The 26,274-nt window shown below is 62.2% G+C and carries 24 protein-coding genes; 10 read left to right on the top strand and 14 right to left on the bottom strand.

Translation table 11 applies throughout. The features are described from left to right. Window positions 1-136: 136 nt before the first annotated feature. The 5 genes from NKH52_RS00795 to NKH52_RS00775 all read right to left on the bottom strand — a co-directional run bounded on the left by NKH52_RS00795 (window position 137) and on the right by NKH52_RS00775 (window position 5,224). Window positions 137-1,033, bottom strand: a complete 897-nt coding sequence (locus tag NKH52_RS00795; protein WP_013528099.1) for a UTP--glucose-1-phosphate uridylyltransferase — start codon at window positions 1,031-1,033, stop codon at window positions 137-139. A 74-nt stretch (window positions 1,034-1,107) separates the two neighbouring features. After that, window positions 1,108-2,076: a glycosyltransferase family 2 protein gene (locus tag NKH52_RS00790; protein ID WP_352729229.1), complete on the bottom strand. Its 969-nt coding sequence runs from the start codon at window positions 2,074-2,076 to the stop codon at window positions 1,108-1,110. Beyond that, complete coding sequence (locus NKH52_RS00785) at window positions 2,066-3,016, bottom strand: glycosyltransferase family 2 protein (RefSeq protein WP_352729231.1); 951 nt, start codon at window positions 3,014-3,016, stop codon at window positions 2,066-2,068. Before NKH52_RS00785 ends, NKH52_RS00790 begins: the two co-directional genes overlap by 11 nt. Continuing rightward, window positions 3,016-4,011: a glycosyltransferase family 2 protein gene (locus NKH52_RS00780; protein ID WP_352729233.1), complete on the bottom strand. Its 996-nt coding sequence runs from the start codon at window positions 4,009-4,011 to the stop codon at window positions 3,016-3,018. The genes NKH52_RS00785 and NKH52_RS00780 overlap by 1 nt, the downstream gene beginning before the upstream one ends. A 40-nt stretch (window positions 4,012-4,051) precedes the next feature. Next, on the bottom strand, window positions 4,052-5,224 hold the full coding sequence (locus NKH52_RS00775) for a glycosyltransferase family protein (RefSeq protein ID WP_352729235.1): 1,173 nt from the start codon (window positions 5,222-5,224) through the stop codon (window positions 4,052-4,054). A 186-nt stretch (window positions 5,225-5,410) separates the two neighbouring features. Here NKH52_RS00775 and NKH52_RS00770 point away from each other — a divergent pair, with 186 nt between their 5' ends. Then, on the top strand, window positions 5,411-6,907 hold the full coding sequence (locus tag NKH52_RS00770; protein ID WP_352729237.1) for a lipopolysaccharide biosynthesis protein: 1,497 nt from the start codon (window positions 5,411-5,413) through the stop codon (window positions 6,905-6,907). A gap of 52 nt (window positions 6,908-6,959) precedes the next feature. Further along, complete coding sequence (locus NKH52_RS00765) at window positions 6,960-7,982, top strand: phosphoribosyltransferase (RefSeq protein ID WP_352729239.1); 1,023 nt, start codon at window positions 6,960-6,962, stop codon at window positions 7,980-7,982. An 18-nt stretch (window positions 7,983-8,000) separates the two neighbouring features. Here the strand turns inward: NKH52_RS00765 and NKH52_RS00760 are convergent, their stop codons facing one another. The 8 genes from NKH52_RS00760 to NKH52_RS00725 all read right to left on the bottom strand — a co-directional run bounded on the left by NKH52_RS00760 (window position 8,001) and on the right by NKH52_RS00725 (window position 16,481). Then, window positions 8,001-9,080 (bottom strand): glycosyltransferase, encoded by a 1,080-nt coding sequence (locus tag NKH52_RS00760; protein WP_352729241.1) that lies wholly within the window; start codon window positions 9,078-9,080, stop codon window positions 8,001-8,003. A 73-nt stretch (window positions 9,081-9,153) separates the two neighbouring features. Next, complete coding sequence (locus NKH52_RS00755; RefSeq protein ID WP_352729243.1) at window positions 9,154-9,603, bottom strand: hypothetical protein; 450 nt, start codon at window positions 9,601-9,603, stop codon at window positions 9,154-9,156. Between the two features lie 13 nt (window positions 9,604-9,616). Continuing rightward, entirely contained in the window at window positions 9,617-11,059 is a 1,443-nt protein-coding gene (locus tag NKH52_RS00750; RefSeq protein ID WP_352729245.1) for a GMC oxidoreductase, read from the bottom strand. A gap of 92 nt (window positions 11,060-11,151) precedes the next feature. Then, a complete protein-coding gene (locus tag NKH52_RS00745) occupies window positions 11,152-12,483 on the bottom strand; it encodes a UDP-glucose dehydrogenase family protein (RefSeq protein ID WP_027039760.1) in 1,332 nt (443 codons plus the stop codon). A gap of 67 nt (window positions 12,484-12,550) precedes the next feature. Then, complete coding sequence (gene exoK / locus NKH52_RS00740) at window positions 12,551-13,408, bottom strand: endo-1,3-1,4-beta-glycanase ExoK (RefSeq protein ID WP_127289886.1); 858 nt, start codon at window positions 13,406-13,408, stop codon at window positions 12,551-12,553. Between the two features lie 148 nt (window positions 13,409-13,556). Continuing rightward, a complete protein-coding gene (locus tag NKH52_RS00735; protein ID WP_023811590.1) occupies window positions 13,557-13,952 on the bottom strand; it encodes a single stranded DNA-binding domain-containing protein in 396 nt (131 codons plus the stop codon). A gap of 282 nt (window positions 13,953-14,234) precedes the next feature. Further along, complete coding sequence (locus NKH52_RS00730) at window positions 14,235-15,257, bottom strand: glycosyltransferase family 2 protein (RefSeq protein ID WP_352729247.1); 1,023 nt, start codon at window positions 15,255-15,257, stop codon at window positions 14,235-14,237. A gap of 93 nt (window positions 15,258-15,350) precedes the next feature. Further along, complete coding sequence (locus tag NKH52_RS00725; RefSeq protein WP_352729249.1) at window positions 15,351-16,481, bottom strand: nucleotidyltransferase family protein; 1,131 nt, start codon at window positions 16,479-16,481, stop codon at window positions 15,351-15,353. A gap of 513 nt (window positions 16,482-16,994) precedes the next feature. Between NKH52_RS00725 and NKH52_RS00720 the strand changes: the two genes are divergently transcribed. The 6 genes from NKH52_RS00720 (at window position 16,995) to NKH52_RS00695 (ending at window position 22,912) form a co-directional block, all read left to right on the top strand. Beyond that, entirely contained in the window at window positions 16,995-17,147 is a 153-nt protein-coding gene (locus NKH52_RS00720; protein ID WP_013891488.1) for a lasso peptide, read from the top strand. A 136-nt stretch (window positions 17,148-17,283) separates the two neighbouring features. After that, complete coding sequence (locus NKH52_RS00715) at window positions 17,284-17,598, top strand: PqqD family protein (RefSeq protein WP_127289880.1); 315 nt, start codon at window positions 17,284-17,286, stop codon at window positions 17,596-17,598. Beyond that, window positions 17,582-18,160: a lasso peptide biosynthesis B2 protein gene (locus tag NKH52_RS00710; RefSeq protein ID WP_352729251.1), complete on the top strand. Its 579-nt coding sequence runs from the start codon at window positions 17,582-17,584 to the stop codon at window positions 18,158-18,160. Before NKH52_RS00715 ends, NKH52_RS00710 begins: the two co-directional genes overlap by 17 nt. Beyond that, window positions 18,157-20,079 (top strand): lasso peptide isopeptide bond-forming cyclase, encoded by a 1,923-nt coding sequence (locus NKH52_RS00705; RefSeq protein WP_352729253.1) that lies wholly within the window; start codon window positions 18,157-18,159, stop codon window positions 20,077-20,079. The genes NKH52_RS00710 and NKH52_RS00705 overlap by 4 nt, the downstream gene beginning before the upstream one ends. Beyond that, window positions 20,076-21,062 carry a phosphoenolpyruvate carboxykinase (ATP) gene (locus NKH52_RS00700; RefSeq protein ID WP_352729255.1) on the top strand — a complete coding sequence of 329 codons (987 nt, stop codon included), beginning with the start codon at window positions 20,076-20,078 and terminating at the stop codon, window positions 21,060-21,062. The genes NKH52_RS00705 and NKH52_RS00700 overlap by 4 nt, the downstream gene beginning before the upstream one ends. A gap of 8 nt (window positions 21,063-21,070) precedes the next feature. Continuing rightward, window positions 21,071-22,912: an ABC transporter ATP-binding protein gene (locus NKH52_RS00695; protein ID WP_352729257.1), complete on the top strand. Its 1,842-nt coding sequence runs from the start codon at window positions 21,071-21,073 to the stop codon at window positions 22,910-22,912. A 90-nt stretch (window positions 22,913-23,002) separates the two neighbouring features. Here the strand turns inward: NKH52_RS00695 and NKH52_RS00690 are convergent, their stop codons facing one another. Then, window positions 23,003-23,278 carry an exopolysaccharide production repressor protein gene (locus tag NKH52_RS00690; RefSeq protein ID WP_023811582.1) on the bottom strand — a complete coding sequence of 92 codons (276 nt, stop codon included), beginning with the start codon at window positions 23,276-23,278 and terminating at the stop codon, window positions 23,003-23,005. Window positions 23,279-23,879: 601 nt separating this feature from the next. Between NKH52_RS00690 and NKH52_RS00685 the strand changes: the two genes are divergently transcribed. Together NKH52_RS00685 and NKH52_RS00680 are read left to right on the top strand one after the other, a co-directional pair. Further along, window positions 23,880-24,557: a sugar transferase gene (locus tag NKH52_RS00685; RefSeq protein ID WP_023811581.1), complete on the top strand. Its 678-nt coding sequence runs from the start codon at window positions 23,880-23,882 to the stop codon at window positions 24,555-24,557. Window positions 24,558-24,657: 100 nt separating this feature from the next. Next, complete coding sequence (locus tag NKH52_RS00680; protein WP_352729298.1) at window positions 24,658-25,923, top strand: polysaccharide biosynthesis/export family protein; 1,266 nt, start codon at window positions 24,658-24,660, stop codon at window positions 25,921-25,923. Window positions 25,924-26,274 lie beyond the last annotated feature (351 nt).

Here is a 26,274-nt window from a genome sequence, read left to right as displayed (position 1 = left end):
CGGGATCATGCCTTGGCTTGCAGGCGCCTCGAAGATCGGGAGCATCGCCAGAAGCAAAGCAAGCGTCGTGCCAGACGGCGAGAACTTGCCGGCCCCTCTTCGCCGGCCGTCTGACAATACTCCCGAAAGATGGGCATTATGCGGCTTCTTCCTGGCGTTCATGCGACCGGACGAACTCCTGAAGCATCTCGAAAACCGGACCCTTCATGTCATCGCGCGCCAGCGCGAAGGCGATGTTGGCCTGGATGAACCCTTCCTTGGAACCACAGTCGAACATGCGGCCGAGGAAAGGCTGGGCGAAGAACGGCTGATCCTTCGACAGACGAACCATGGCATCCGTCAACTGGATCTCGTTGCCGGCGCCGCGCTGCTGATTGCCCAGAAGAGCGAAAATCTCGGGCTGCAGGATGTAGCGGCCGTTGATGTAGAAGTTCGACGGCGCATTGGCCGGCGCCGGCTTCTCGACCATTGCCGTCACCTCGAAACCGCCGCCGATCTCGGCGCCACGGCCAACGATGCCGTATTTGTTGGTCTCGCTCGGTTCGCAACGCTCGACGGCGATCACGTTGCCGCCCGTGCGCTCATAAAGCTCGACGGTTTCTGCGAGGCATCCGCGCCCGCCGAAGGACACCATGTCCGGCAGCAGCAGGGCGAAGGGCTCGTTGCCGATAACCTCGCGCGCGCACCAGACGGCATGGCCGAGGCCTTGCGGGGATTGCTGGCGGATGAAGCTGGTGGCACCGGCCACGGGCAGCATGCTTTCGAGCGCCTCCAGTTGGGTTTTCTTGCCGGTCTGCTCCAAGGTGCCGATCAATTCCGGATGCAGGTCGAAATAGTCCTCGATCACCGCCTTGTTGCGACCGGTCACGAAGACGATGTGCTCGATGCCCGCTTCGAAGGCCTCGTCCACCGCATATTGCACGACAGGCCTGTCGACGACGGGAAGCATTTCCTTCGGCATCGACTTGGTCGCCGGCAGGAACCGTGTTCCAAGCCCCGCCACCGGTATCACGGCCTTCCTGATTTTCTTCATCGCAAATTCCTTCTGAGGAGATCGACTTCAGTCCATTCACAGGCCACGAAAAATCCCTCCATGTGCCTGCATCTTCACCTCCCCGCCCCAACGGCAAATTGTGCCGCCATTCTTCGCAACCGCACGGCGATCGGCATGCCCATATGCCTGACCGCCGCCGGGTCGCTGAGCGCTGTCCGGATCGCCTTGAGCGGGGACCGCGCCTTGATGTGCTGTACCAGTGACAGAAACGATGCCGCCTTGCGCAGGCTGCGGCCGCGCCGGGCGAACGCGGTCTGCGCGGCCTCGTCCATCCGATGGGTTTGAGCGAACACGGCATCCGCCCTGCGCATCGCTTCGACGTGGTGAAGCTCGAGCACGCGCGAAATGGAGCCGCGGCGAATATGGTAGACATAGCCGATATCGGGCTCGACGACGCATTTGCCGCCCTTGGCCAGGGCTTCGGCAAACAGGACGTAGTCTTCGCCGATCCTCAGCTTCTCGTCGTAGCGAAGCCGGTTTTCGTTCAGGAACTCGCGCTGGAAGATCGGCTTGAGATAGCCGAGGTTGAACTTGGATTCGAAGACAACGTTGCCGGCGATGTAGGTGGCCAGCGAAATCTCGCGCAAGCCTTCCAGATACTGCCGCGGAAACATCGCGTCCTCGATGACGCCATCTTCGCGAACGACCTGCAGATTGTCGACGGCGATCTGGGCCTCCGCGCTTTCGGCACGAGCGATCATGGCCGCGAGCCGGCCAGGAAAGACCGCGTCGTCGGAATCGAGAACCGCGATCCATCTGCCTCGGGCGGCGTCGAGGCCGGCATTCCTGGCGCCGCCGGGGCCGCGGTTGCTGGCCAGGGCGACGACACGGACGATATCCCCTGGATAGGCCCGCGCCACGTCGAGCGTAGCATCGCGCGACTTGTCGTCGACGACGATGATTTCGACGCTGACACCCTTTTGGGCGATGGCGCTGGCAATCGCCCGATCAAGGGTCGCCTCGGCGTTGTAGGCGGCAATGACGAAGGAAACATCCGGGACAGAGCTGACGTCAGACTGCACGCTTGCCTCCCTCCTGTGGCGACGGCTGGCCATAGAGGCGGATTTCGCGGATGCCGACGAGGCCGCTGACGACACCAACATGCATAATGCCGCGCAGCACGCTACGGTTCCTGCGGACCGGACTGACGACGACCGGAAGTGCCGAGGCGAAGCAATAGATGGCCTTTGCCGAGGCCAGGCCGACCTGCTTGACCAGGCCGATGCCGCTGGCGCTGCTGCCCAGGAGGTGGCCATGCGTCTGGCCGACGCGGAAGCGGCGGCGGCCGAGCCAGTCGAATGCCGCCCTTGAGCGCGGCACCACCTCGTCGACCCACGCCTCGGGCGCGAAGGCGATGCGGCCGCCGGCCTTGTGCATCTGGTCGAAGAATTCGGTGTCCTCGCCGCCGGTCTGGCCACGCGCCAGGCTGAAGCGGCGGCCGCGCAAGCTGTCCGAGCCCATCCGCAGCAGAACATTGCAGGTGTAGCCGGTGCGGATCTCGCCGCGCACCCAGACGGGCAAGGTCGAATGGAAATCGCCGCGCCGCATCCAGTCCGGCGCATCTGGGCGATAGCGCGCCCTGACCGGGCCGAGCACGACGGCGACACCGCTTTGCTGCGCCATCGCGACCAGTTCGGCGAGCCATTGAGGCGTGGCCGTCTCGTCGTCATCGATGAAGGCGACGAAATCCGCTGTGCTCGCATCGAGGCAGGCATTGCGGGCGATCGAGATGTTGCGCGCCGGGGCATGCCGATAGTGGATCGGCACCGTCAATTCCCGCGACAGCGCCGCCACCAGGTCACGGGCCGTCGGGGTGTCGTCATTGTCGGCGACGACGATGCGGATATCGAATCCCGCCGGCATCTCCATGGCGTCGAGCGAGCGCAGCGTGTCAGCCAGCTCCGGCCGGCGGAACGTGCAGACGCCGATGTCGATGCTGCGGTTCTTTGTCGACACCGCCATCAGGCCACTCCGCGTCGCGAGCCGAGGCCGAGAAGCTGCAGCCAAAAGCCAACCGACCAGCCAAGATGCATGACCATGGCCGAGACACCGGCCAGCGCAACGTCAGCCTTGCGCTGGCGGATAGCCGTCACCAGTCCGTAGCCCAGGCACACCGACGCCCACAGCAGCAGCGGCACTGCCGCCAGCCAGTGCACGAAGGAGAAGGCCGCCAGCAGCACCACCGGAAACACCAGCAGCGGCACCATCTGCCTCACCTTCGGGATGACGCGGTGCTTCAGCACATTCTTGGCGCGGCCACGGCCATAGGCGAGATACTGGAAATAGAGGCCTGAGAGCGAGGCGCGCGGATAGTAGACCATCTGCGTCTTGCCGCTCATCCAGATCTTGTAGCCGGCCTTGCGCAGGCGGTAATCGAGCTCGGCGTCCTCGTTATGGCTGAACGCTTCGTCGTAGCCGCCGACTGCGCCGAACGCCGATATCCGCATCAGTGCATGATGGCCGTGATCGATCCACTGTCCTTGCGAAAGATGCCGATGCTTCGAGCCGCCGGTGCCGAGCTTGGAGTTCTGCGCCGCGGCGGCCGCCTTCTGCACGGCACCGCTGCCGCTGGTCAGCATCGAAACGACGACCGAATCCGCTGATGTAGCCAGGGCTTCCTCGACCAGCCGGTCGCAATAATCGTCGGGATAACCGCCATGCGCATCGATGCGAATGAGATAGTCGGCACCATCGCCGAAGGTACCGACGGCGAGATTGATCGCCGCGCTCTGGATGCGCCGCTTGTTGTGGAGCAGGATAACCCGCGGGTCCTTGGCAATCACGTCCTCGACGATGGAAAGCGTGCCGTCGGTGCTGCCGCCATCGGCGACGATGATCCGGGCGCCAAGCCGGGCGGCCGCGGGCCGCAATTGATCGAGCAGCGCACCGATATGGGCGGCTTCATTCAGGCACGGAATAACGATCAGGTTGGATGAGGGTCTTTCGGTTTGCGTCATCAACCCCTGTCCATCTTGCCTCTGTCCATCCTTGGCCATCCTATGCCAATGCCTCGGCGGCAAAGGAGCCGGGCACGGCCGTCAGGCTGCGCAGCCGCTCGACAAGCGCCCGGCAATCGCTGCGATCGTAGCTCCAGGTCCTCGGATTGCGCGCCAGAACGTGCTCCTTCAGCCTGGCGACGCGATGCTCTTCCATCTTGCCGAGCACGGCTTCGAGCGCTTCGGGCGACGCCTGCGGCAACAGCACGCCGATATCCTGCTGTTTGAGGAACCGCCCGGTCTCGGTGTTGCCCATAGAGATCGGCACCGCCCCGAAACGGCAACCTTCATAGAGCCGGTTGGGCAGAAGCCATTCGGAGTTCTGCCCCGCTTCGAAGAAATCGATCGCCCAGGAAAAATGGACATCATTGTAGATCGCCGCCATGTCTTCCGGATTGCGGTAGGGCCCGAGAAACGACAGCCACGGCTCGGCTTCGACAAAGCCGTGAAAATCAGGGAATTCCGACAAAGCCGGACGTCCGCGCAGCACGATTTCAAAGCGGCCCTCCATGCGGCGGGAGAAATCGGCCAGCAGCTCGAGCGAGCGGCGGCAGCGCAGCGCACCGAACCAGCCGATCCGCCATGGCGGACCGACCGGGCTCTCTTCAGCCTCCGGAGCGCCGGGCAAGATCGTCGCGGCCTCGAAATATTTGTTTTCGACCAGCTCGATGGGTGCCGCGACCTGGCCGAACGGCTTGAAATAATTGGCGATAAAGGCAGGAGAACTGGTCACCAGCAGCTTCACATCCCTGGCCAGAACGCGTTCGGTGGCGCGCAGCGCCTTGCCCAGGACATCGTTGCGCAGCACAAGCCGATGAATGTCGAGGCACTCGTATACGATCGGAACCGATGCACCGAAGGCTGACCTGGCGCGGCGGGCAAGCGCCAGCATTTCCAGGTTGCGCGCAATGATGAGATCCGGTTTTGGCATGCCGCCAAGCTTCGAGCCTATCGAAACGGCTGCTTTGGCGACGGCCGCGAGGCGTTGGCCGAATCGCCCGTCACGCGTCGCGCCGAGGTCGATCGGCCGCAGTCCCTCGATATCCGCAATCGGATTCGCGGTGCGACGGAAGCCGGCCAAGGTGACCTGGGCCCCACCTGCCCTGAGCATCGTGATCCGCCGGCGCACCGCCGGGTCGGAAACGTCGTGCACAAGGTACAAGACATGCAGCATAAAAACTCGACCGCTGTTGGCCCACCCGAGGGAATGCTAGTACAGCTCTTGCTGCATCGCAACATTTTTGCTGCACCAATCGACGTTTTCTGTTGCACTGCAAAATTATTGCCGTAGTTTGTGGTCGGCGGCGGTCGTGGATTTTCGGGCTCGGAAAATCCACGTAAAAAATCAGGAATCCTGAATTTGGAAGCCAATGCATTCGATCCGCCAGAAGGCTCCTTGCGCAAATCAGTTGGGCGCGGCGCGGTTGTCACGGCCATGGCGCAATCGGTGCGGGTCGCGACACAGATCCTGTCCGTTATCGTCTTGTCGCGGTTGTTGTCGCCACAGGATTTCGGTGTCGTGGCGATGTGCGCCCCGGTGCTTGCCTTTATCGCCCTGTTCCAGGATTTCGGCCTGACCCAGGCGACGATCCAGAAGTCAGGCATCCGGCATGAGGAGGTGAACTACCTCTTCTGGATCAATGTCGCGGTCAGCGCGATCCTGGCTTGCGTGCTTGCGGGTGCGGCGCCGCTGGTTGCCGCCTTCTACGGCGAGCCGCGCGTGACGGGTCTGGTGGCTGCGTTCGGGCTGCAGATCATGGCCTATGGGCTGGGCGCCCAGCATCTGGCGCTCTTGACGCGCCGCATGCAGTTCGGCCGGCTGGCCGTCATCGACGTCGCCAGCGCCATTGCCGGGCTTGCCGTGTCGATCGCCTGGACCTTCATCGACCGCTCCTATTGGGCCCTGTTTGCCGGCACGCTGACCGGCGCCGTGCTGCCGACGCTCTGCTACTGGGCGAGTTCGCGCTGGCGTCCGGGCCTGCCGCGCAAGGTCGCCGGCATCGGCGAGCTGATCAATTTCGGCGCCGGCATCACCGGCTTCAACTTCGCCAATTTCTTTGCCCGCAACCTCGACAATGTGCTGATCGGCAAATATTGGGGCGAGGCGCAGCTGGGCCTCTATGACCGCGCCTACAAGCTGCTTCTGTTTCCGCTGAGCCAGATCACCAACCCCTTGTCGAAGGTGATGGTTCCGGCGCTTTCCAGGCTGAAGGACGAGCCTGATCGCTACCGTAGCGCCTATCTGCGCGTCATGCCGCTGATCCTGCTGGTGGCGCTTCCCGGCGTCGCCTTCGCCACCGCGATGTCGGATGTGCTGATCCCCTTCGTGCTCGGCGAGCAATGGCGCGCAAGCGCCTCGATTTTCCTGGCGCTCGGCTTTGCCGGGCTGCTGCAGCCGCTCAACAATCCGGCGGGGTGGCTTTTCGTCAGCCAGGGCCGCTCCGGCGATTTCATGCGCTGGGGCATCATAACGGCCGTGACGTCGGTGCTGGCTTTCATGCTCGGCCTGCCCTATGGCGCGCTGGGCGTGGCGATCGCCTATGCGATCAGCGAGTATCTGCGGACGCCGTTCCTGTGGCTGTATGTCGGCAAGAGCGGGCCGCTGCAGGCGCACCATGTGCTTCGCGCGGCAGCGCCGTTCGTGCTTGGCGCCCATCTGGCGCTGGCCGCGATCTGGTTCATCAAGCCAGCGCTGCCGCAGCAGCATGTCGTCGCCCTGGCCAGCGGCGCCGTGCTCGCCTACCTCATCACCGTCGTCATCGCACTGGCATTCGCCTCCGGCCGCGAAGCCTTGCGCGAGGCGCTCAAGATGCTGCCGGCAAGGCTGCCCGCGGCGGCGCCGCGCGAAGCGCAATAATTTGGGCGTCTTCGACTGCTACGGACATCTCCTCCAGGACCAGGTCTGAACCATGCACTACCGATCGATCTCCGATATGAACGACGCCATCGTCAGGGGCCTGCACCGGCTGCCGCGCGACATCGACCTGGTCGTCGGTGTGCCGAGAAGCGGCGTTTTGGCAGCGACGCTGGTCAGCCTTGCCGCGAACATCCCGATGACCGATCTCGACAGCTTCCTGGAAGGGCGTATCTATACGTCTGGCGTCACCAAGCGCCGTGCCGCTCTCGACCGCAAGGTTTCCGAGATGCGCAAGGTGCTGGTGATCGACGACAGCGTCGCCGGCGGCAACGCCATGCGCGACGCACGCGCCCGCATCCAGGCTGCTGGCATCGAGGCGGAGTTCACCTTTGCCGCCGTGTTCGGCCTTGAGCCCCTGCACCAGGAAACCGACCTCGTCTTCGAGGTCGTGCCGCATCCGCGCATGTTCCAGTGGAACTTCATGCATCACAAATTCCTGGCGCAATGCTGCGTCGACATTGACGGCGTGCTGTGCCTCGATCCGACAGAGGCGGAAAATGACGACGGCCCGGCCTATGAGAAATTCCTCAGCGAAGCGCGGCCGCTCCATGTCGCGACCCACAGGATCGGCTGGCTGGTCACCAGCCGGCTGGAGAAATACCGCGCGCTCACCGAGGCATGGCTCGCCAAGCATGAGATCAAATACGACCAGTTGATCATGCTCGATCTGCCGAGCAAGGCGGAACGGCAACGGCTCGGCGCGCATGGCAGTTTCAAGGCCGACTTCTACCGCAAGTCCGATGCCATCCTGTTCATCGAGAGCGAGCACGAACAGGCGCTGAGGATCACCGAGCTGTCAGGCAAGCCGGTGCTGTGCGTGGAAACGCATATGGTCAGCTTTCCCAACACGCTGTCGCTGCCGGCACTTGGCCAGGCGGCCCGCAACCTGCCGGCAAGGCTGCGGCAGATCAAGTCGCAAGAGGGCCGCAAGAGCGCCGCCAAGACCATTGCCCGCGCGCTGCTTGGCGCCCGCGGCTACGAGACGCTGAAAAGCCGGGTCAAGCGCCCGGCCTGACCCGCTCAGGCGGCGCCGTTACGCCGCCTGTCGCGCGCGCTGCTGCATGGCCCTGTCCAGTATCGAGAAGAAGGTGATGAACTGGCGATCGGGATCGAGTTCCGGGCGCCCGGCGAAGCTGCGAGCGAGACTGGAAAGCCGGTCATATTCCTGGTGGTCGTTCCACAGCCGCCTGACGGCCGCGACCCAGTCGGCCAGCGGTGCATCGTAATCCAGCACCACGCCACCGGAGCCGATCGCTTCAGGCAGACCGCCGCGCCGCGAGCCGACAACGGGGATTCCGCTGCAATGGGCCTCCGACGCGACGCGGCCCCAGGCCTCTTCCCACTTGCTGGGAGCAAGCAGGATCTTCGTGCGGCCATAGACCGTCTTCATGTCGCTGGTGCGGCTCTCCAGGACGACATTGCCCAAGGGAGCGATCGTCTGTTCGATCCGCGCCCGGTGATCGTCGTCGAGCTTCCAGCTTTCGACGAACAGGAATGGAATTTCGCGGCAGGCGCCGGCAATCCGCACCGCGAGTTCAAACCCTTTTTCCTCATAAGGGTTGATCAGCGTGACGAACTGGCCCGTCGTCGGCGTCGAGTAGTGCGCCGGATTGATGGTCGGCGGGATCACCACCGCCTCGATGCCGAATTCCTGTCTGTAGGTACGCGCGGTGAAGTCAGAATTGGCGATGTAAAGCGCTGAATGCAATTCGCGCAGATCGCCGCCCAGTTCATGGAACTCGACATTGCGGAGATAGACGACCAGAGGCACGCCCTCCGCCTGCAGCGCCTTGCCGATCGGAACCGATTTGTGACACTGGACCACGGCGACATCGGGCTTCAGCCTCTCGACGGCAAAGGCCGCCGCTTCCCAGGGAAACCAGGCCCGCACCACCGGATAGCCGGGATAGCTGTCGACAACCGCCGGCTGCCGCAACAGCTTCATCTTGGCGCGCGCCTTGAAGCCGAAGACACCATCACCGAACAGGGCGGCGAGCACAGCGGCTTCATGACCGTGCTCGATCAGCTGTTCGGCCAGATGATGCGTGCTCGACTGAACGCCGCCGCTGAACTCGGGCGGGTAGCCGTTGCCGCCTGCAAAGAGAACTTTCATGATCGGGCTCCTTGTCGCATCTCGTATCCTTGCTCGGAGACAACAGGCAAAGTCCGCCGCCTCGCTTTCGACGTCAGGCAAGTTTCGGCGGCTCCAGATTGGCGAAGGGATTGGTACAGGATTGCCAGCCGGTAAATCGGATCGGGTCGTTGGGCGAACTGCGCCAGGCGTAGTCCGTCAGCATATGGAATTCGGCGACCACCCAGCGGTCGAAATGCACCAGATCTTCCCGCTTCCGCCGGGGCAGCAGGCGGCGTGCGGCACCCAATTTGAGTTCCTCCACCAGGGTGACGGCGTCACTCAGTTTTCCGCTTGGAAAGTTCCACGGATTCCGGTTGCGGAACGCCAGCACGAACTGCTGCAGATGCTCGATGCGGATGTTCAACTTGCCAAGGTATTTTTCCAGCGTGACGCGCACCAGATCTTCGTCCGAGAAGGAGGAAACAGTGGCGTAGGCGACCCCTGTCGAGACCACTCCGCCGGCCATGACGGCCAGGGCCGAGCGTCTGGAAATCTCGATCATCTCGTACCTCCTTTCACACAATCAGGCTCGCCGCCCGCAGGGACAACGCTGCCGCAGTCAGGCTCGGGTTGGCGCAGGAGCAGCTTGGATAGGTGCTGGTGCCGACGACGACCAGGTTTCTGAGCTGATGGTGGATCATGCCGCTGTCGACCACAGAATCGGCCGGGCCAGTGCCCATCCTCAGCGTGCCCTGGACGTGCGATTCGGTGGGCCGGATGCCGCGGTCGAAGAGCTTTTCGACCGGCAGCGGCGCCAGAAGGTCAGGCAATTTCTCCAGAGCGCGCGCCATGCCCTTCACCGCATAGTCCGATGGCGCCTTGAAGCTGACGAAGGCATTCTCATCCGCGTCAAGCGTGACGAAGTTCTCGGGATCGAGCAAGTCCTCGGTGACCACGACAAGCGGCAGCGCCTGGCGCAGCCGCCCTTTTTCGGCACGCAATCCGTGCTGCCAGCGGTTCTCGAAATAGACCAGTGCCGCCGCATGCTTCGATCGGTGAGGACCATCATAGAGGCCGAAATTCAGGCCGGTGGTGATGGTGCTGCCGTCGAAATTGTCGACGCCGTCGAGATAGACCTCGAAATTCCAGCCGTAGGATTCGTGCAGGCCGCTGCCGACGAATTCGCCGCCCAGGCCGGATCGCAGCATGATCGCCGCGCTCTGGATGGCATTGGCGCCGAGAATGAAGAGATCGCCGCTGACCTGGTATTCCTTGCCGTCATGGCTGAACGTGACCGAACGGACAGCGCCGCCGACGTGATCGAGCCGGCGGACTTCCGCACCGAGGCAGACCGAGACGTCGGGATGCTCGAAGACGTGCATCAACCCGTTGTTGACGGTGAATTTGGCGTCGACCGGGCACAGCCAGCAACGCAGATTGGCACAGCACGAGCTGCGCTGCGCGGTCGGCACGCGAGCCCGCGCGGTTGGCATGACGAAGTGCTGGTCGGGCTGCGCCGCCTTCATCATCCTGTCCGGCGTCGACATGCGATGCGGCGGTTGCGGAAACGGCTTCGAGCGAGGCAGCATCGCCGCCATGTCGGGATCGCCGGAGATCGACATGATGTCTTCCGCGTTGCAATAGAACGGCTCGACGTCGTCATAGCTGATCGGCCAGTCATTGCCGATGCCGTAACTGCTTTTCAGCCGGAAATCATTGGGATGAAATCTTGGCGTCTGCGCGAACCAGCAGTTCGTCCCGCCACCCAGTCCGATCGTGTAGTTCCACGGCTTGTCGGAATTGGTCTTGTAGGTCGTCTCGTCTTCGATGTCGGTGTTGACGTTCTGTTCGAGCTGCCATTCATGGGTGTTGTGGCGTCCCCACTCCAGCACCAGAATGCGCGCCTTTCGGCGCTTGGCGAACTCATGCAGGAAGAAGGCCGAACCGAAGCCGGAACCGATCGCGACGAGATCGAAATGATCCTTGGTGATTTGCTCCGGCTTTACGTCCAGCACCATCAGCTACAACTCCACACAGAAATACGCGCTCAGTCCCAGCGCCCGCAGGCCGTGTGCGGACCGGTCTTGCATCCGTCCGCCAGGGCCCGGTCTCATGCCGCCATTCTGCCGATCGAGTGATATTCAATGCCGTGGCGGGCGATGACCTTGGGGTCATAGAGGTTGCGGCCGTCGAAAATGACCGGCGTGGTCAGCGCATCCTTCACCGCGTCGAAGGACGGAGCGCGGAAGCTCTTCCATTCCGTGGCGATCAGCAGCGCATCGGCGCCGCGCAGCGCCGCCTCCTTGGTGCCGCACAGAAGCAGGTCGTCGCGCAGCCCGTAGATGGCCTGGCATTCCTGCATCGCCTCGGGATCATAGGCCTGCACATTGGCGCCGGCCTTCCACAGCGCTTCCATCAGGACGCGCGCCGGCGCCTCACGCATGTCGTCGGTGTTGGGCTTGAAGGCCAGGCCCCACAGCGCAAAGGTCCTGCCTTTGAGGTTGCCCTTGAAATAGCGGTCCACCTTGTCGAAGAGAACCGATTTCTGTGCGTTGTTGCGCTCCTCCACGGCGCGCAGCAGCTTGGCGTCGAACTTGACGCCTTCGGCGGTCTTGATCAGCGCCCGCACGTCCTTGGGGAAGCACGAGCCGCCATAGCCGAGGCCCGGATAGATGAAATGGTAGCCGATGCGCGGATCGCTGCCGATGCCCTTGCGGACCTCCTCGATGTCGGCGCCGAGTTGTTCGGCCAAATTGGCCATCTCGTTCATGAAGCTGATCTTGGTCGCCAGCATGCAGTTGGCGGCATATTTGGTGAATTCGGCGCTGCGGACGTCCATCACGATCATCTTCTCGTGGTTACGATTGAACGGCGCGTAGAGTTCGCGCATCACAGCCTCGGTGTCCTCGCTGTCGGTGCCGACGATGATGCGGTCCGGTTTCATGCAGTCGGCGACCGCGGACCCTTCCTTGAGGAATTCCGGATTTGAAGCGACATCGAAAGCCAGGTCCTCGCGGCCTCTTTTCTTCAACGTGTCGGCGATCCTGGCCTTCACCTTTTCGCAGGTGCCGACCGGCACCGTCGACTTGCCGACGATGATCTTGGGTTTGTCCATTTCGCGGCCGATGGTCTCGGCGACGGCCAGCACATATTTGAGGTCGGCCGAGCCGTCCTCGCCCGGCGGCGTGCCGACCGCGATCATCTGGATCTCGCCGTGCCTGACAGCGGCGGCGGCATCGGTGGTGAACTTGATGCGGCCGGCGGCATGGTTCTCCTTGACGAGGTTTTCCAAACCGGGTTCGAAAATGGGAACCAGGCCCTGGTTGAGCCGCTCGACCTTGGCGGCGTCGATGTCGACGCACACCACCTGGTGCCCGACTTCGGCAAGGACCGCCGCCTGCACGAGGCCGACATAGCCAATTCCAAACACCGTCAAATTCATTCGGTTTCATTCCCATGCAAGGCAGCGGACCGTTTTCGGTCCCGCCGGTTCAAAACGACTTTCCCAACTACTTTACACTGCATGCCAGCGATTCCGGAAATTGACAGGGTTCGCCGAGCGCCGTGAAGGCAACCCGCTCGATCTGCAGGGAAAGCTTGCGGCCCGGATCCGCGAACGCTCCCATCCAACCCTTCATCGTATCGCTGCCCCAAAAGCTGAAGAATATCTTCTGTGCATGGCTGGGCAGCTTCGCCGGGTCGGTAATCGTGTTCACCAGTTGGCCGTTGACGTACCATCGCAAGCTGTCCTTCTGCCAGACGAAGGCGTAGTCGTTGAAGGCGTTCTCCGTGCCGCCCGGCACGTCGACCAGCTTCTCGTTCTTGCCCTTGCCCGCGATATAGGCATTGACCTGCACCTTGGAGGTGTCCTTGGTCAGGACCTCGAAGTCGATCTCGTCCCAGGGCTGCTTGTCGCTGGGACCGATATAGGTGAAGAACGCCGCGTTGAGGCCAGAGCCGGTATCGGTCTTCAGCCGTGCCTCATAGGTGCCGTAGCCGAAGCGCTGCTTGGTCTGGATCTCGCCGCAGACGTAGTCGCGATCCTTCAACGTCTGCTTTTCGAAGCCGAGCGACAGCACATTATTCGACAGTCCGACCATGCCTTTCGACCAGGTGCAATTCTGATGGCTGCCGTTGTTCCAGCCGTCGGAAACATACCAGCGCGCACGATCGAAGCTTTTGAAATCATCGACGAAGGACGGCGATGTCGGAATGTCCTGGGCGTAGGAAGGGGTTGCCACGAAAGCGCCAAGAGCAGCCAGCAGCAACGCACCGAGCGACCCCAGCCGCCGCCGGGCGGCTTGCCCGGCCCGATATGAGAGAGACGGTGCGTCAATTGCTGTCGTAGGTTTCGGATTCGAATTCATACCAAACTCACCTTTGCGCTGTGTGTCCCCAACCCAAAGTCGACGTTCGAACCGCTCCTGAACGGGCCAACCTTGACCTCCCTTGTGACCCTCTCGATTGCTTCCCGCCCTGCATCAAATCTGTTGCAACAGTTCCGAGCCTTCACGTTCAACCTCTGCCTGCGCCTGCCGGCCAGGCGAATTCCGCCGAGGTGGCCGAATCGGCATTCTCGTCGAAGACCATATCCAGCGAATGACGGAGCTCTTTCATCATGCCGTCCTGGCGCGACAGCGCCGCGATGCGGCGTTCGCAATTCAGGATCGACTGTGTCAGTGCGCTGACTTCCGAAGACCGCTTGTCGGAAGCTGAGCCGTTTTCCATGGCTTCGACCAGGAAGGCGGCGTTGGTCGACGTTGTCCGGTAGCGATTCTCAAGCCCGGTTCTCTCGGCCTCGATCTCGGCCGCAATCTGCTCGAACAGCTTTGCCAGACGATCAAGACGTGAAACATCGGCCTGCCGGTCGCGGGCCGGATCCCTTGATCTGAAACCGAATATCGAGGCCATGGACTCAGGTTCCTGTCATCGCCGGCTTGTGGGCCGGGCTTCTGGCCGATCCCCGCAGCCGGGGCTCAAAAACTCGTGTTGCGTTGTCCTGCTCTGGAGAGACATCAGACCAATCCGATCGGGGGCCAGTTCGGCTGGTCGTCCACTATGCTGCACCGCAACATAGACTGCCATCGTCGGGGCCGCGAGGCAACCACCCAATTCGTAAACTCATAAATCCGGCCGAAATGGTTTCCGTGATGACGTGCCGCGAGGACAAATTGCAAGCACCGGGGTCCGCTCTCAGCGTTCCTTGCCCATGCTGGTTCCGGCCATCAGAAAACGCTGCGGCGGGACATGTTTTTGGCTGGACATAAGGCCGACGCGACGAAACAGCGCCTCGAGCTTGTCGGAAGCCACGCCCTGGACGATGGGGACGAGGTTGGACAGGCTGGCGAAAGCGTAAGCCGCGGCCGATGCCAGCCCCCGCTCAGCCTTGACGTCAAGGAAATTGCGCAGCCGATATTTGTCGCGCACGTGCCGTTCATGCCGCCGCAGCACCGCCTTCGAGCCTTCCGGCAGACTGTCGATCGCCAGCAGCGCCAGATCCGCATCGGCCAAACGCTTCAGGTCCTGGGTCTTGTGGCGGCCGCTCAGAGAATCGGCGCGGACGACGGCGCCGTAGCCGCAGGAGCGAATGACCTTGAACCGCGCCCCGCATGCGACCGCGCGGGCGTAGAGTTCATAGTCCTCGCCCAGCCGCAGGCTCTCGTCGTAGCTCAACCCGTGGCGGTCGAGGAAGGCACGGCTGATCACCGGCTTCAAAAAGCCCAGTTCGCCCCTCTGCACGCGGCGCCTGGAGATGTTGCCTTCGACGAAGCGCTCGAAATCGAGGAATTCCGGATCGGCGGCAAATTGCGGCGCGACGATTTTCGTCGCGTCGCCCGTCGCATCATCCCTGATCAGCATGATGTTGTCGGCTGCGAAATCCCAATCGGCGCCGGCAAACAGGTTGCGAAACCGGCCTTCGAGGAAGAAATCGTCGGCATCAAGAATGCTGATGAACGGCGATTTCGAGCCGGCGATGGCTGCGTTGCGGGCAAAGGAGGGGCCGCGATTGACATCGAGGCGCATCACGGAGAGCCGCCCGCTGCCGTCATCGGCGGATCGTGCGACATCGGCGGTGTGGTCGGTGGAGGCATCATCGACAACGACGACCTCCGCCACTTCCGGTTCGCGCAACGCGGATGCGATGGCGACGGCGATTGTCGCTGCGGCGTTTTTTGCCGCGATGATCACGCAGACCTCGGATTTCGTCATCGACATGGATTTGCCTCTCGTACAGGTAATATCGATTGCCCTCGCCCCGTACTCCTTCGATGCCCTACAGAATTGCCATCAGCACCCATTTGCCTTCATTCAGCGACTCCCCGGCCGCTCGAAGATACGGCGGCTGATATCGGCGGACGCCGCCCAGCCGGCTTCGGCCAGGTAGCGGACCGGCGCGCGGCCGCACAGTTCCCAAAGCACCGTTCGCCGCTGTGGCCACCGCAGCGACGGCAGCCACGGCGCGATGACCATGCTGAGCAGATCCTCGTTGCCGACGCGCGACAGGATCCTGGTCGCGCGCTTCGACAGCAGCGTGCCAGCACCGCCGAGTAGCACATCGGCGGCGCGCAGGCCAAGCAGCAGCGTGTCGTCCAAACCTTGCACGGTTGCGGCATCGAGCAAACGCTGCTGATCCGCCTCGTCGAGCCGGCCGGCGCTGGCGCCGATATCACAGACGTAGCCCGCGCAGGGTTCCCGGTTGAAAAGTGCCTTGGCAACGCTGATGCAGGACAAAAGCAAAGTATCGGCAACCGAGGTGAACGGCACCGTCGCGCCGGCGATTTCGACCTGTCGTTTGCGCCGCAGGAACCCGTCCGCGTCGCGCGGGCTTGGCGAGCCGGGCTGCTGGAGGCGGTAGTGGAGATCTACCGTGGACGACCTCGGCCCGTCGTCCCGGGTCATGTGCTGTTCGCCGAGGAAGCGGACCCACCAGACGGAGTTCGACTTGCCTGATACCTCATAACCGATCTTGCGAAGGGCATCACGCGCCCTGAAAAATCCGAGCGGCGAAACCAGAATGTCGACATCGCCGGACGGCTTCATGAAGTGGTCGTCGTAGAGAAGCTGCTGCTGGAACGGACCCTTCAGAAAAACAAAATCGATCTCGCTGGCGCGCAGCACATCATGGACCGCCATGGAATCCATGATGCAGGACGCGTTCATCGAAACCGTTCTCCTGCGGTAGGTGTCGAGCCATCGGAAAAGCTCAGGCGGCCTCTCAAGCGCGGGTGCGCGCGAAAGGGCCTTAAGGACAAAGGTGGCGACCTTGTTCAGCCTGGCGATGTCGGCAATTTTGGCACCGTCCAGATCACGCATCGAAATGTCGCCCGCGCCGGCGTGCGGCCCGGCAAAATACAATCGCAGGCAGGCCTGCACGTAGGCCACCTCGTCGGCACAGCCGGCGGCGCGCAATCGTTCGTATGAGCCGTCAGGCAAGGCCATTTAGCGCACAATCTCCAAAGAAAGCGGTTTGCGCGAACACTTATGCTGCATGTGCGAAGCAAACATCACCAAAAACCTCGGTGCCGTAAAGCCTTTCCTTTTGCAGTGCGAATTTTTGCAACCGAGCGCCTATCGAGATCGCGTTGGAAAGAAGTGAGAACCGCGGCTGAAATATCCTTGTCAGGTCTTTTAGCCGATCCCCGGCCGAATTTTCCAAACAGAAAATTCTTTCCATTAGCGAGGCCTAAAAATAGGCACAAGGCAAACGACTTATGCAAGCAAAATCACATGCTTAAAGAATCAGCGCGGGCGCTGCCATCGCGCCCAAGGAATCGGCTAAAAAGTGACAAGTTTTAGGCATGGCCGCTCATGTCCTGACGCCAGCAACGTAATTGATTAACGGAAGGTAAAACAGTCTTGACTCATGAATGCTGCCGTGCAGCTATTGCATTGCAGCATAAAAGTGCTGACGGCACTCGACAGGCCGTTTCCAGTCCTAAATCGGAGAGTAAAATGGAACAGAACGTTGAAAAGCATGAATACGAGACACCAAGCCTGACGGTTCATGGTTCGATTGAGACCATCACCCAGGGTGGCGGCGGCAACACGGCGATCGACGCATCGTTCCCCGCGCACACGCCGATCGGCGACCTGACGTTCTCCTGAGACTTATAGCCGTTTCCAGAGTGACATTTTGGGACTCTGGATTCAAAAGCAGACGTAAGAGGGTCGGGGGGCCAGCCTCCCGACTTCTCCTGCGCCAACCGGAGATGTCGAAGCGTTTTGTCAGTGAGGTGCGGGGATGAACTGGAAGCAATCCGACCATGATCTGGCCGACCACGATAGCGTGAGTGCGACCAAGGATGCCGTGGCTTGCGAGTTCGGCGATGGCTTGGCGCTGCTCAATCTCAAATCCAATGTCTACTACAGCCTGAATGGCGTCGGCGCCTTCATCTGGGATTTGATCCAGGAGCCCCGGTCGATCGGCGACATCCGCAGCGCCGTGCTTGCGCGCTATAATGTCGACCCGGTGCGCTGCCAGGCCGATGTCGACGCATTGCTGAAGGGCCTGACTGATAATGGGCTTGCGAGACGGCATCATGAGGCACTTGTCTAAGCCGACCCAGCACAAGGCGCTGGTTTGGCAGGCCATAGTTTCGCGGACCCTGGTTTCGCGGGCCCTGGTTTCGCGGGCCACGGCTTTACGGCAGGAACCCGCGAGGGAAACAGGCCTCAAGCAGTCGAAGCGCGGCGGAAGCCGGCACGGGCTGGTCAGGATTTTCTCCCTGAGCGGCTCGGAAATGATCTTCCTTGGCCATTGCCTGCTGGTGGTGGCGACAGTTCGGCTGGGGCTGACCCTGCTGTCCTACAATCGTGTACGCAGCCTGGTGACGCGGCTCGACGCGCGGCAGTGCGCCTCGATGGGCGAACTGCGGCGTGTCGCCTGGGGTGTTGCCGCCGCGGCCCGTTTCGTCCCTTACGCTACGTGCCTGACCCAGGCGCTCTCCGGCCAGTATATTCTCGCCCGCCAAGGCAATGAATCGACGATACGCATCGGCATCGAACGTGGTACGGGCGAGCAGTTGAAAGCACATGCCTGGCTGGTCAGCGACAACCATATCGTGCTTGGCGGATCGATCGACGGCTTCGCCCATCTCGTCGACCACGGCAGCCGATGAGCGGCGTCGCCGGAATCCTGCTGCGCGGAGCACACGCACCGGCGGTCGCGGCGGCAGACATTCAGCAAATGCTGGCGCGCATGCGCCATCGCGGTCCCGACGGCGCTTCATGGTGGCTGGACACCAGCATCGCCCTTGGCCACGCCTGGCTCAACACATCGGATGAGGTCGGTCCAGGCCCTTTGACGATGGCTGGCGGCCGGCTCGCCATCACCGCCGATTGCCGGCTGGACAACCGTGACGAGTTGCTGGCCAGGCTCGGTATCCGCGACCAGTCGGTGGCCGACGCGATCGTGCTGATGCGGGCCTATCTGCGTTGGGGCGAAGCCTGTCCGGAGCATCTGCAAGGCGATTTCGCGTTCGCCATCTGGGATGACGAGCGGCAATCGCTGTTTTGCGCGCGAGATCATTTTGGCGTCAAGCCGTTCTACTACCACGCGGCGGACCGGCGTTTTGCCTTTGCGTCCGAGATCGGGCCGATCCTGGAGGTCGAAGGTATCCGCGCACGTGTCAGCGAGCGCCAGATCTCCGGCTTCCTGGCCGGGCTTCCCGACGACCCGCAGTCGACCCCCTACAGCGATATATTCAGCCTGCCGGCCCGCCACAGCCTGACCGTCACCGCGCAACAGGTGATGTTGCGTCGATACTGGCAGATCGAGCCGTCGGCGCGGCCCTTGCGGTCGGATGCATCGGAGGAATTCGCCCATCTGTTCTCGCAATCGGTGCGCAACCGCATGCGAGGGACCTCGGCAGTCGGCGCAATGCTGAGCGGCGGCCTCGATTCCTCATCTATCGCCTGTGTCGCCGGCCTGCAGAATGCCGCTGCGCGCAAGCCGAAGCTGCCGACCTTCTCGCTGATTTTCGAGAGGGGCTCGCCGATGGACGAGCGGCCCTTCATCGAGGCCGTTCTCGACCAGCAAAAGGTCGACGCGACGCTGATCCCGGTCGGCAACTATGCCCCATTCGCCGAATTCGAACGCGTGCTGGAAGAACAGGAAGGAACGTTCCTGGCGCCGGGCCTGACGCTCACCCGCGGTATCTACCGGACTGCCGGCGCCAAGGGCATCAAGGTGCTGCTGGACGGCCATGGCGGCGACGAGGTCGTTTCCCAAGGCCATGGTCACCTGCACGAGCTTGCGAATGGCGGCCGATGGATGGATCTGTGGCGCGAGGTCCGCAGCGCCTCCAATACCTATGGCGACAGCACGCTTGGCCTTTATCTCCAGTTCCTGACCCTCTACGGGCCGGCCTGGCGCATCGCCAAGCTGAGGCATCTGGCCAACCGTGCCCTGAACAGGATCCGCAAGCCCGAGCACGTGCAGCGCGCACGAAGCTGGCGCGACCTGATCAATCCGGACCTTGCCAAGCGCACCGAGCTTGTCGACCGGTTTCACCGGGCCGGCTATATGCCGCCCGGCGTTCAGGCCAGCGACGCCTTGAGCCATCGCTGGATCCTGTCGAACGGCTATGTCCCGCATGCTTTCGAGGTTCTCGACAAGGCCGCCGCCAATTTCGGGGTCGAGCCGCGCTACCCCTTCTGGGACAAGCCGCTGGTCGAATTCTGCCTGGCACTGCCGGGCGAGGAGAAGCTGAGCCACGGTTTTGGCCGCTATGTGCTGCGCCGCGCCATGCAAGGCGTATTGCCGGCGGCGGTGCAGTGGCGGCGCGACAAGATCGACTTCACCGCCAGTCTCGTCAACGGCATGCTGCGCAACCATCGCGACCTCCTGGAACAGCTGCTGGTCTCGGATGCGAACCGCATCGCGCCCTACGTCAATCTGCCTCAAGTGAGTGCTGCCTATGCGCGGCTGCTGCGCCAACCCGATCAGGCAGCCCCCCTGGACGTCCAGTATGTCTGGCGCTCGGCCTCGCTGTCGCTCTGGCTGCGGCAACTCCAGCACGGCGGGAGCCCCACGTGATGCCGCGCAACGAGCCGCTCGCTCTATACAATGATGATGCCTTTTCACATGGCCGGGCCATGCGAAAACGCCGCTTCTACCGCGCCTATGGTCTGACCATCGCGTCGGAGGTGATGTTGCCCGAACTGCAGCCGGCGCCGCCGGGGGTGGCGGATCTCGTGATCGCTGTCGGCGCGATCGACCTGCCAAAGCCGGCGCCCGAAGCCGCGACCGATTTTCGCTTCGAGCCGGACCGGCAATATCTGGCCTGGCATGCCGTGGGCGCGTTCCTGATCACCGATTTCAGCCGTATCGACATCGAACCGGCGCCCGGCGTCGACGATGCGCTGCTCGCGTTTCCGCTGCTCGGTCCGGTCATGGCGCTGCTCTTGCACCGGCGCGGCCTGCTTGTCCTGCATGCCAGTGCCATCGCCGCCGCCGGCACGAGCGCCATCTTCATGGGTGACAAGGGAGCCGGCAAGTCGACGACGGCAAGCGCGATGATCCGGGCCGGGCATCGACTGCTTACCGATGACGTGGTGGCGCTGGACCTTGCCAATCCGCGTGAGCCAATGACCGTTCCGGGCTTTCCGCAGATCAAGCTGGCGGCCGACGCCGCTGCGGCGATCTCGCTCGGGGAAGCGGAAGTGCGGCCGCAAGTGCATCCGGCGATCGACAAAATGCAGCATCGCCTGAACGGTGACTTTTCGGGCGACAAGGTGCCGGCGACCAGGATCTATATCCTCGAGCGCGGCGAAAGGGCTGACATCACGCCCTTGCCCGCCATTGCCGCCCTGCCGGCCGTCATCAAATTCTCCTATGTGACGCGCTTCGGCCGTGCGGCGCTGCCCGACGACTTCGCGGCGGCGCATCTTCAGCAATGTTCATGGATTGCTAACCATATCGGCGTGTACCGGCTGGAAGTCCCGACGGGCCTGGACAGGATCGGCGAAGCCGTGGAGCTGATCGAAAAGGATCTGTCGGCTGGCAGCCGGCGGCCGTGAGCGCAACCATGTCGAAGCCAATCCTTCGCCTGTCGCTGTTTCGAGAAATTGCCGCATTCGGCGCCGCCATTGCCCGGATCGGCGGCCGGCGAACATGGACGGCGCTGTTCTTCCTCATCCTCGGCAGCCTGACCGAGGGCATCTCCATCCTGCTGCTCATCCCGCTGCTGCATCTGGTCGGACGCGCCGACCAGGATTTCGCTGTTCGGCTGCCCAACAATGATTTCGTGCGCTGGCTGGTGCCTGACGGCACGCTGCAGCTGACGACCGTGCTTTGCGCGCTGGTCGGGCTTGTTGCAGCGCAGGCGGCGTTCAATCGCTTCAAGTCGGTCTACATGGCCAAATTGCTGTTCGATTTCGTCAACCGCGTTCGCATGAACCTGTTCGAAAGCATCGGCAAGGCGCGCTGGGGCGTTTTTACCCGCATGCGCAGTTCCGATCTCGATCATGCCCTGACCGGCGACATCGACCGCGTCCAGGGCGCGGCGTTCTCACTGCTGATGCTGGTGCAGATCGCCGTTCTTCTGGCTGGCTATCTCCTGGTTTCCATGTTCATCTCGCCGGTCATGACGCTGTTTGCCGTCGTCATCGGCATGCTGATGTTCGTGGCGCTGCGGCCCTTCCGGGCACGGGCCACTGCCTTCGGCCGTGTGCTGACCGCCAATCGCCAGGATCAGTACCGGACGGTCTCGGAATTTCTCGGCGGCATCAAGGTGGTCAAGAGCCTGAATGTCGAGGACAGCTATTTCGCGCAGCTGCGGTCGACGCTTGAGAAGATGAAGGCCGACAATATCGACTATGTGCGCAACAGCACCATCGGCACCGCGGTATTCCAGGTGGCGAGCGTGGTGGGCCTGAGCCTGTTCATCTATGTGGCTTTGGTCCGCTTCAACCTGTCGCTGGCCGAGATCGTCGTCCTGCTCCTGGTCTTCATGCGCATCGCGCCGCGCTTCATGGACATGCAGACGCAAGCCCAGCAAGTGCTGATCAACCTGCCCGCCTTTACGGCAATGCGCAGCCTGCAGGCACGTTTCGACGCCGAACGCGAACCAGGCCATACCGAGTTCGCCGACGCCGGGACACTCTCCCTCAATACAGGATTGAATATTCGCGGTGTCTCATTCGCCTACGGAGATGCTGGCGCCAAGATGGTGGTGAGCGGCATCACCTTCGGCCTGCCGGCCGGCAAGGTCACCGCCCTGATCGGCCCGTCCGGATCGGGCAAGAGCACGATCGCCGATATGCTGCTTGGCCTGCTGGAGCCTACCACCGGCATGATGCTTGTCGACGGCGTCGAGATCGATGCCAGCAATCGCCGTCGCTGGCGCGACCAGGTGGCCTATGTGCCGCAGGACGTGTTCCTCCTGCACGACACGATCGCGGCGAACCTGCGCCTTGCCGCGCCACGGGCCAGCGATGGCGACCTGTGGGCCGCGCTGCATCAGGCGCACGCCGGCGAGTTTGTCGAACGGCTCGACCTCAGGCTCGAGACGGTGGTCGGCGATCGCGGCGTGCGGCTCTCGGGCGGCGAACGCCAGCGCATCGCGCTCGCACGCGCGCTGCTGCGCAAGCCGTCGCTACTCATCCTGGACGAGGCGACCAGCGCGCTCGACTGGCAGAACCAGTCGCTGATCGCCAGGTCGATCGACGGATTGCGCGGCACGATGACGATCCTGACCATCGCGCACCGGCCGTCGATGATCGCCTTCGCCGACTGGGTGGTGGCGATGGAAAACGGCCGTATCGTCGAGGTCGGCCAATATCAGCGGCTGAAGGAAAAAACCGGCAGCCGGTTGTCGAGGATGCTGTCGGGGGAACAGTCAGAGAGCGAACCCGCCGATGTCGCGTGAGCCGGCGACCAAGACGCGCCGAAACGGATTCACGCGGCGCCTAGTCTCCTGTTTCGAAGCATGCCTCCAAACCGGGGGCAGGTTTCTGCATCAATGCAGGCCGCGCCTGGCACCGCCCAGCTTCTCGCTTTCGGCGACCTCGGGTGCGTTCAGTTTGCGCTCGGCGTCACGAGCTATGTCGGCAGGCGTCGGCGCGCTCCTGGCGATCATGGTGTAGATGAGCACGAAATAGCCGGCCTGAATGATCACGGCGCAGATGATGACGCGCACCAATATCGTGCCTATCGACGCACCGCCCAGCCAGGACCAGCCGACGACGATCGCCAGAGCGAAAATCATCCCGAGGATGAATTTTGGAAGTGCCATGCCCAACAGCCCATAAACCGGCTCGGGTATTTATCACGATTGCCCCACCCGAGCGCCGTCCCTTGTCATGTGGGCTTGTTAAGGTCGCCCACCCTCGACCGGTTGCTTCCGGCCTTTTCCACCTATCGTCACCGTGACAGGTATAATTTGCAATTCTATTAAGGCGAGCAATAGGCGGCAAGGGCAACTTCGGATATTTTTGATCGAGCTTTTGCGATCGACTCTGCCATGCTGCAATGCACGCGACGGGAGCTAAGCCGATCTCCTCTCCTCGGCATTTTCAGTAAGATAGACAATATTAAGTAGTATTTTATACGGTTTTCGCCATGCATCAGGGCAGGATAAAGCACTAGTTTGCAGCTTGCCTTGGCAGATAGGTAGGTCTGCCTAAAAACGGCCCCACAAAGGCCTCTATTTTTTCGGCCGTGCCCATTTATTGTCACAAATGTGCTAAATACGCCGAAATTTGTGCATGACAAGCTTATTATTTAGTCAATTCATGACGTGACTATTTCAACGGGGTGGTAAATTGTGTGTTGCGCTGCAACATTTTTTTGGTATCGTGCGGTGAACCATTCGTTCAACGCATGGAGTTTACGGCATGAGGGACGTTGCCAAGTCGGCCACGGCGAGCTTTTCGCAGGCTGACATCGATTTTCCGCCACCGATCGGCGGCTTGCTCAAACGCAGCTTCGATATCGCCGGTTCACTGATTGGATTGATCGCACTCAGCCCGCTGTTTGTCATGATAGCGCTGCTGGTCAAGTTTTCCGACGGCGGCTCGATTTTCTACGGTCACAGGCGAATTGGACGCGGCGGGCGGATTTTTCCTTGCCTGAAGTTCCGCACCATGGTTCCGGACGGCGACAGGGTGTTGGCAACCTATCTCGCCACCAACCCGGACGCCAACGCGGAATGGATCGCCACCCGCAAGCTGAAGAACGATCCGCGCGTTACCCGTGTCGGAGCAGTGCTGAGGAAACTCAGCCTCGACGAGTTGCCGCAGATCATCAACATCCTGCAGGGCGACATGAGCCTTGTCGGCCCTCGTCCGGTCGTGCGCGACGAGCTGGAGATCTATGGCACGTCCGCCGTCTATTACCTGAAATCCCGCCCGGGCCTGACTGGCCTGTGGCAAGTCAGCGGCCGCAACGATGTGTCCTATGACAGCCGCGTCGCCTTCGATCGCCACTATGTCGAGAACTGGTCGCTGTTCGAGGACGTTCGCATCATCATCAAGACCGTCCCGGCCGTCTGGATGTCGCGCGGTTCTTACTGACCGGCCGGTGGCCAATGCCAGACATTGGCATCGGCCATTCGACGCAAGCTCATCGGGCGATGGGGCTATAGCGGATCGGAACGTTGAGTTGAAAACAGATTTGTTCGAAGCCTTTCGCAGCGGCCCGGATTCCGGCCGGCTGCGGCGGGCGCGTTTGCTGGCCACATGCCTTGCCATGGCGCTCGTCGTCCCGCATATCGCCGCCGCCGGCGACTATCGCCTCGGCTCGCAAGACAAGCTCACCATCCGCGTCGCCGAATGGCAGACCGTCGAAGGCACATTTCGCGACTGGTCGGCGGTGAATGGCGAGTACACGGTCGGTCCATCCGGTACGCTGTCGGTGCCGTTCGCCGGCGAGTTGCCGGCATCCGGCAAGACCACGTCCGAAATCGCGACGGCGATCGGCGAGGCTTTGCAGAAAAAGCTCGCTTTGTCAGACCGACCGGAAGCCTCGGTCGAGATGGCGCAGTTCAGGCCATTCTACATTTCGGGCGAAGTTCAGAACCCAGGCCAATTTCCTTATGTCCCAGACCTGACGGTGTTGAAGGCGATCAGCGTCGCGGGCGGCATCAGGCGCAACGCCGATTACGGCCCCCAGCTCGGCAAGGACCTTGTCACCGCCAAGGGCATGTTCGACATCTCCGACGACCAGCACATTCGACTGATCGTCAGGCGCGCCCGCATCGATGCGGATATGGCCGGCAAGGCGAGTTTCGACGTGCCGAAGGAGGTCGAGGGCGATCCAAGGCTGCCAGCCATCGTCGCGGACGAGATGACGATCCTGACGGCCGACCAAAAGGCGCTGAAGCTGAAACTCGAGGCGCTCGACGATCTGAAAGGTGTCTTGGAGTCCGAGATCGAATCGCTGCAGAAGAAGATCGTCAATCAGCAGCAGCAGGTCGACCTGGCGCAGCAGCAACTCGCCAGCATCGGTCCGCTGGCGCAAAAGGGCCTGATCGCCAATGCCCGTCTGCTGGATTCGCGCCAGTCCGTGGCCGACCTGCAGGGCAAGATCCTGGACTACGAAACCGCCATCCTCACCGCCAAGCAGGCGATCAGCAAGGCGAAGCAGGATGCTATCGATGCCCAGAACACCTTGAGTTCAAGTCTCGCCACTGACCGGCAGCAGACCGAAGCCGACCTGAACGAGGCCGCGTTGAAGGTGAACATGCAGAAAGGCCTGATAGCCCAGGCCAGCGATCCCGCGATGGCGGCCGCTATAACAAACGATCAGCAACCTACCCTGCTCTATTCACTGGTGCGCAATCTCGATGGCAAGACCACCGAGATAGCCGCCAAGGAAGAAACCCCGGTGCTGCCTGGCGATGTGATCAAGGTCAAGCTGGCGCCGCTGGCCAGCCAGTAGACTTGCTAAGCGCTGAGCGGTTCATCATTTTACAGAAATGCAGAACCGCTTCATACGCTCGTCGCCTTCTGTGAGCGGATGGTCCGCGGATATTCGCATTTGCACGTTCTGAGATTGGTTTTCGCGGCGCCGTAACTGGAAGTGCCGGCCGGACGCGCTGGCGCTTCTGGAGCACGGCTTTTGGACAGTAACAGCTGCGCGCCGGACGTCCTGGTCGCTCGGAGCACGCGAGTCTGACAATCCAGCGTTTCAGTCTATTTCGCGGAGGCATGGATTTCCCGCCTCGCGCCCGGCCTGCTTGAGCTTCGATCAGGAGAATTTGTATTGACGCGACTTCAGGTCCCGAGACGA

It is taken from the genome of Mesorhizobium sp. M1066 (genome assembly GCF_040318635.1).
GTDB lineage: Bacteria > Pseudomonadota > Alphaproteobacteria > Rhizobiales > Rhizobiaceae > Mesorhizobium.
This window is presented reverse-complemented; position numbering and strand designations above follow the sequence as displayed.

What these genes read in the sequence shown, in the direction of transcription:
- NKH52_RS00795 (WP_013528099.1), bottom strand. Translation starts at nt 1,033, where the DNA reads ATGAAGAAAATCAGGAAGGCCGTGATACCGGTGGCGGGGCTTGGAACA.
- NKH52_RS00785 (WP_352729231.1), bottom strand. Translation starts at nt 3,016, where the DNA reads ATGGCGGTGTCGACAAAGAACCGCAGCATCGACATCGGCGTCTGCACG.
- NKH52_RS00780 (WP_352729233.1), bottom strand. Translation starts at nt 4,011, where the DNA reads ATGACGCAAACCGAAAGACCCTCATCCAACCTGATCGTTATTCCGTGC.
- NKH52_RS00775 (WP_352729235.1), bottom strand. Translation starts at nt 5,224, where the DNA reads ATGCTGCATGTCTTGTACCTTGTGCACGACGTTTCCGACCCGGCGGTG.
- NKH52_RS00765 (WP_352729239.1), top strand. Translation starts at nt 6,960, where the DNA reads ATGCACTACCGATCGATCTCCGATATGAACGACGCCATCGTCAGGGGC.
- NKH52_RS00760 (WP_352729241.1), bottom strand. Translation starts at nt 9,080, where the DNA reads ATGAAAGTTCTCTTTGCAGGCGGCAACGGCTACCCGCCCGAGTTCAGC.
- NKH52_RS00755 (WP_352729243.1), bottom strand. Translation starts at nt 9,603, where the DNA reads ATGATCGAGATTTCCAGACGCTCGGCCCTGGCCGTCATGGCCGGCGGA.
- NKH52_RS00750 (WP_352729245.1), bottom strand. Translation starts at nt 11,059, where the DNA reads ATGGTGCTGGACGTAAAGCCGGAGCAAATCACCAAGGATCATTTCGAT.
- NKH52_RS00745 (WP_027039760.1), bottom strand. Translation starts at nt 12,483, where the DNA reads ATGAATTTGACGGTGTTTGGAATTGGCTATGTCGGCCTCGTGCAGGCG.
- exoK (WP_127289886.1), bottom strand. Translation starts at nt 13,408, where the DNA reads ATGAATTCGAATCCGAAACCTACGACAGCAATTGACGCACCGTCTCTC.
- NKH52_RS00735 (WP_023811590.1), bottom strand. Translation starts at nt 13,952, where the DNA reads ATGGCCTCGATATTCGGTTTCAGATCAAGGGATCCGGCCCGCGACCGG.
- NKH52_RS00730 (WP_352729247.1), bottom strand. Translation starts at nt 15,257, where the DNA reads ATGTCGATGACGAAATCCGAGGTCTGCGTGATCATCGCGGCAAAAAAC.
- NKH52_RS00725 (WP_352729249.1), bottom strand. Translation starts at nt 16,481, where the DNA reads ATGGCCTTGCCTGACGGCTCATACGAACGATTGCGCGCCGCCGGCTGT.
- NKH52_RS00720 (WP_013891488.1), top strand. Translation starts at nt 16,995, where the DNA reads ATGGAACAGAACGTTGAAAAGCATGAATACGAGACACCAAGCCTGACG.
- NKH52_RS00715 (WP_127289880.1), top strand. Translation starts at nt 17,284, where the DNA reads ATGAACTGGAAGCAATCCGACCATGATCTGGCCGACCACGATAGCGTG.
- NKH52_RS00710 (WP_352729251.1), top strand. Translation starts at nt 17,582, where the DNA reads ATGAGGCACTTGTCTAAGCCGACCCAGCACAAGGCGCTGGTTTGGCAG.
- NKH52_RS00705 (WP_352729253.1), top strand. Translation starts at nt 18,157, where the DNA reads ATGAGCGGCGTCGCCGGAATCCTGCTGCGCGGAGCACACGCACCGGCG.
- NKH52_RS00695 (WP_352729257.1), top strand. Translation starts at nt 21,071, where the DNA reads ATGTCGAAGCCAATCCTTCGCCTGTCGCTGTTTCGAGAAATTGCCGCA.
- NKH52_RS00690 (WP_023811582.1), bottom strand. Translation starts at nt 23,278, where the DNA reads ATGGCACTTCCAAAATTCATCCTCGGGATGATTTTCGCTCTGGCGATC.
- NKH52_RS00685 (WP_023811581.1), top strand. Translation starts at nt 23,880, where the DNA reads ATGAGGGACGTTGCCAAGTCGGCCACGGCGAGCTTTTCGCAGGCTGAC.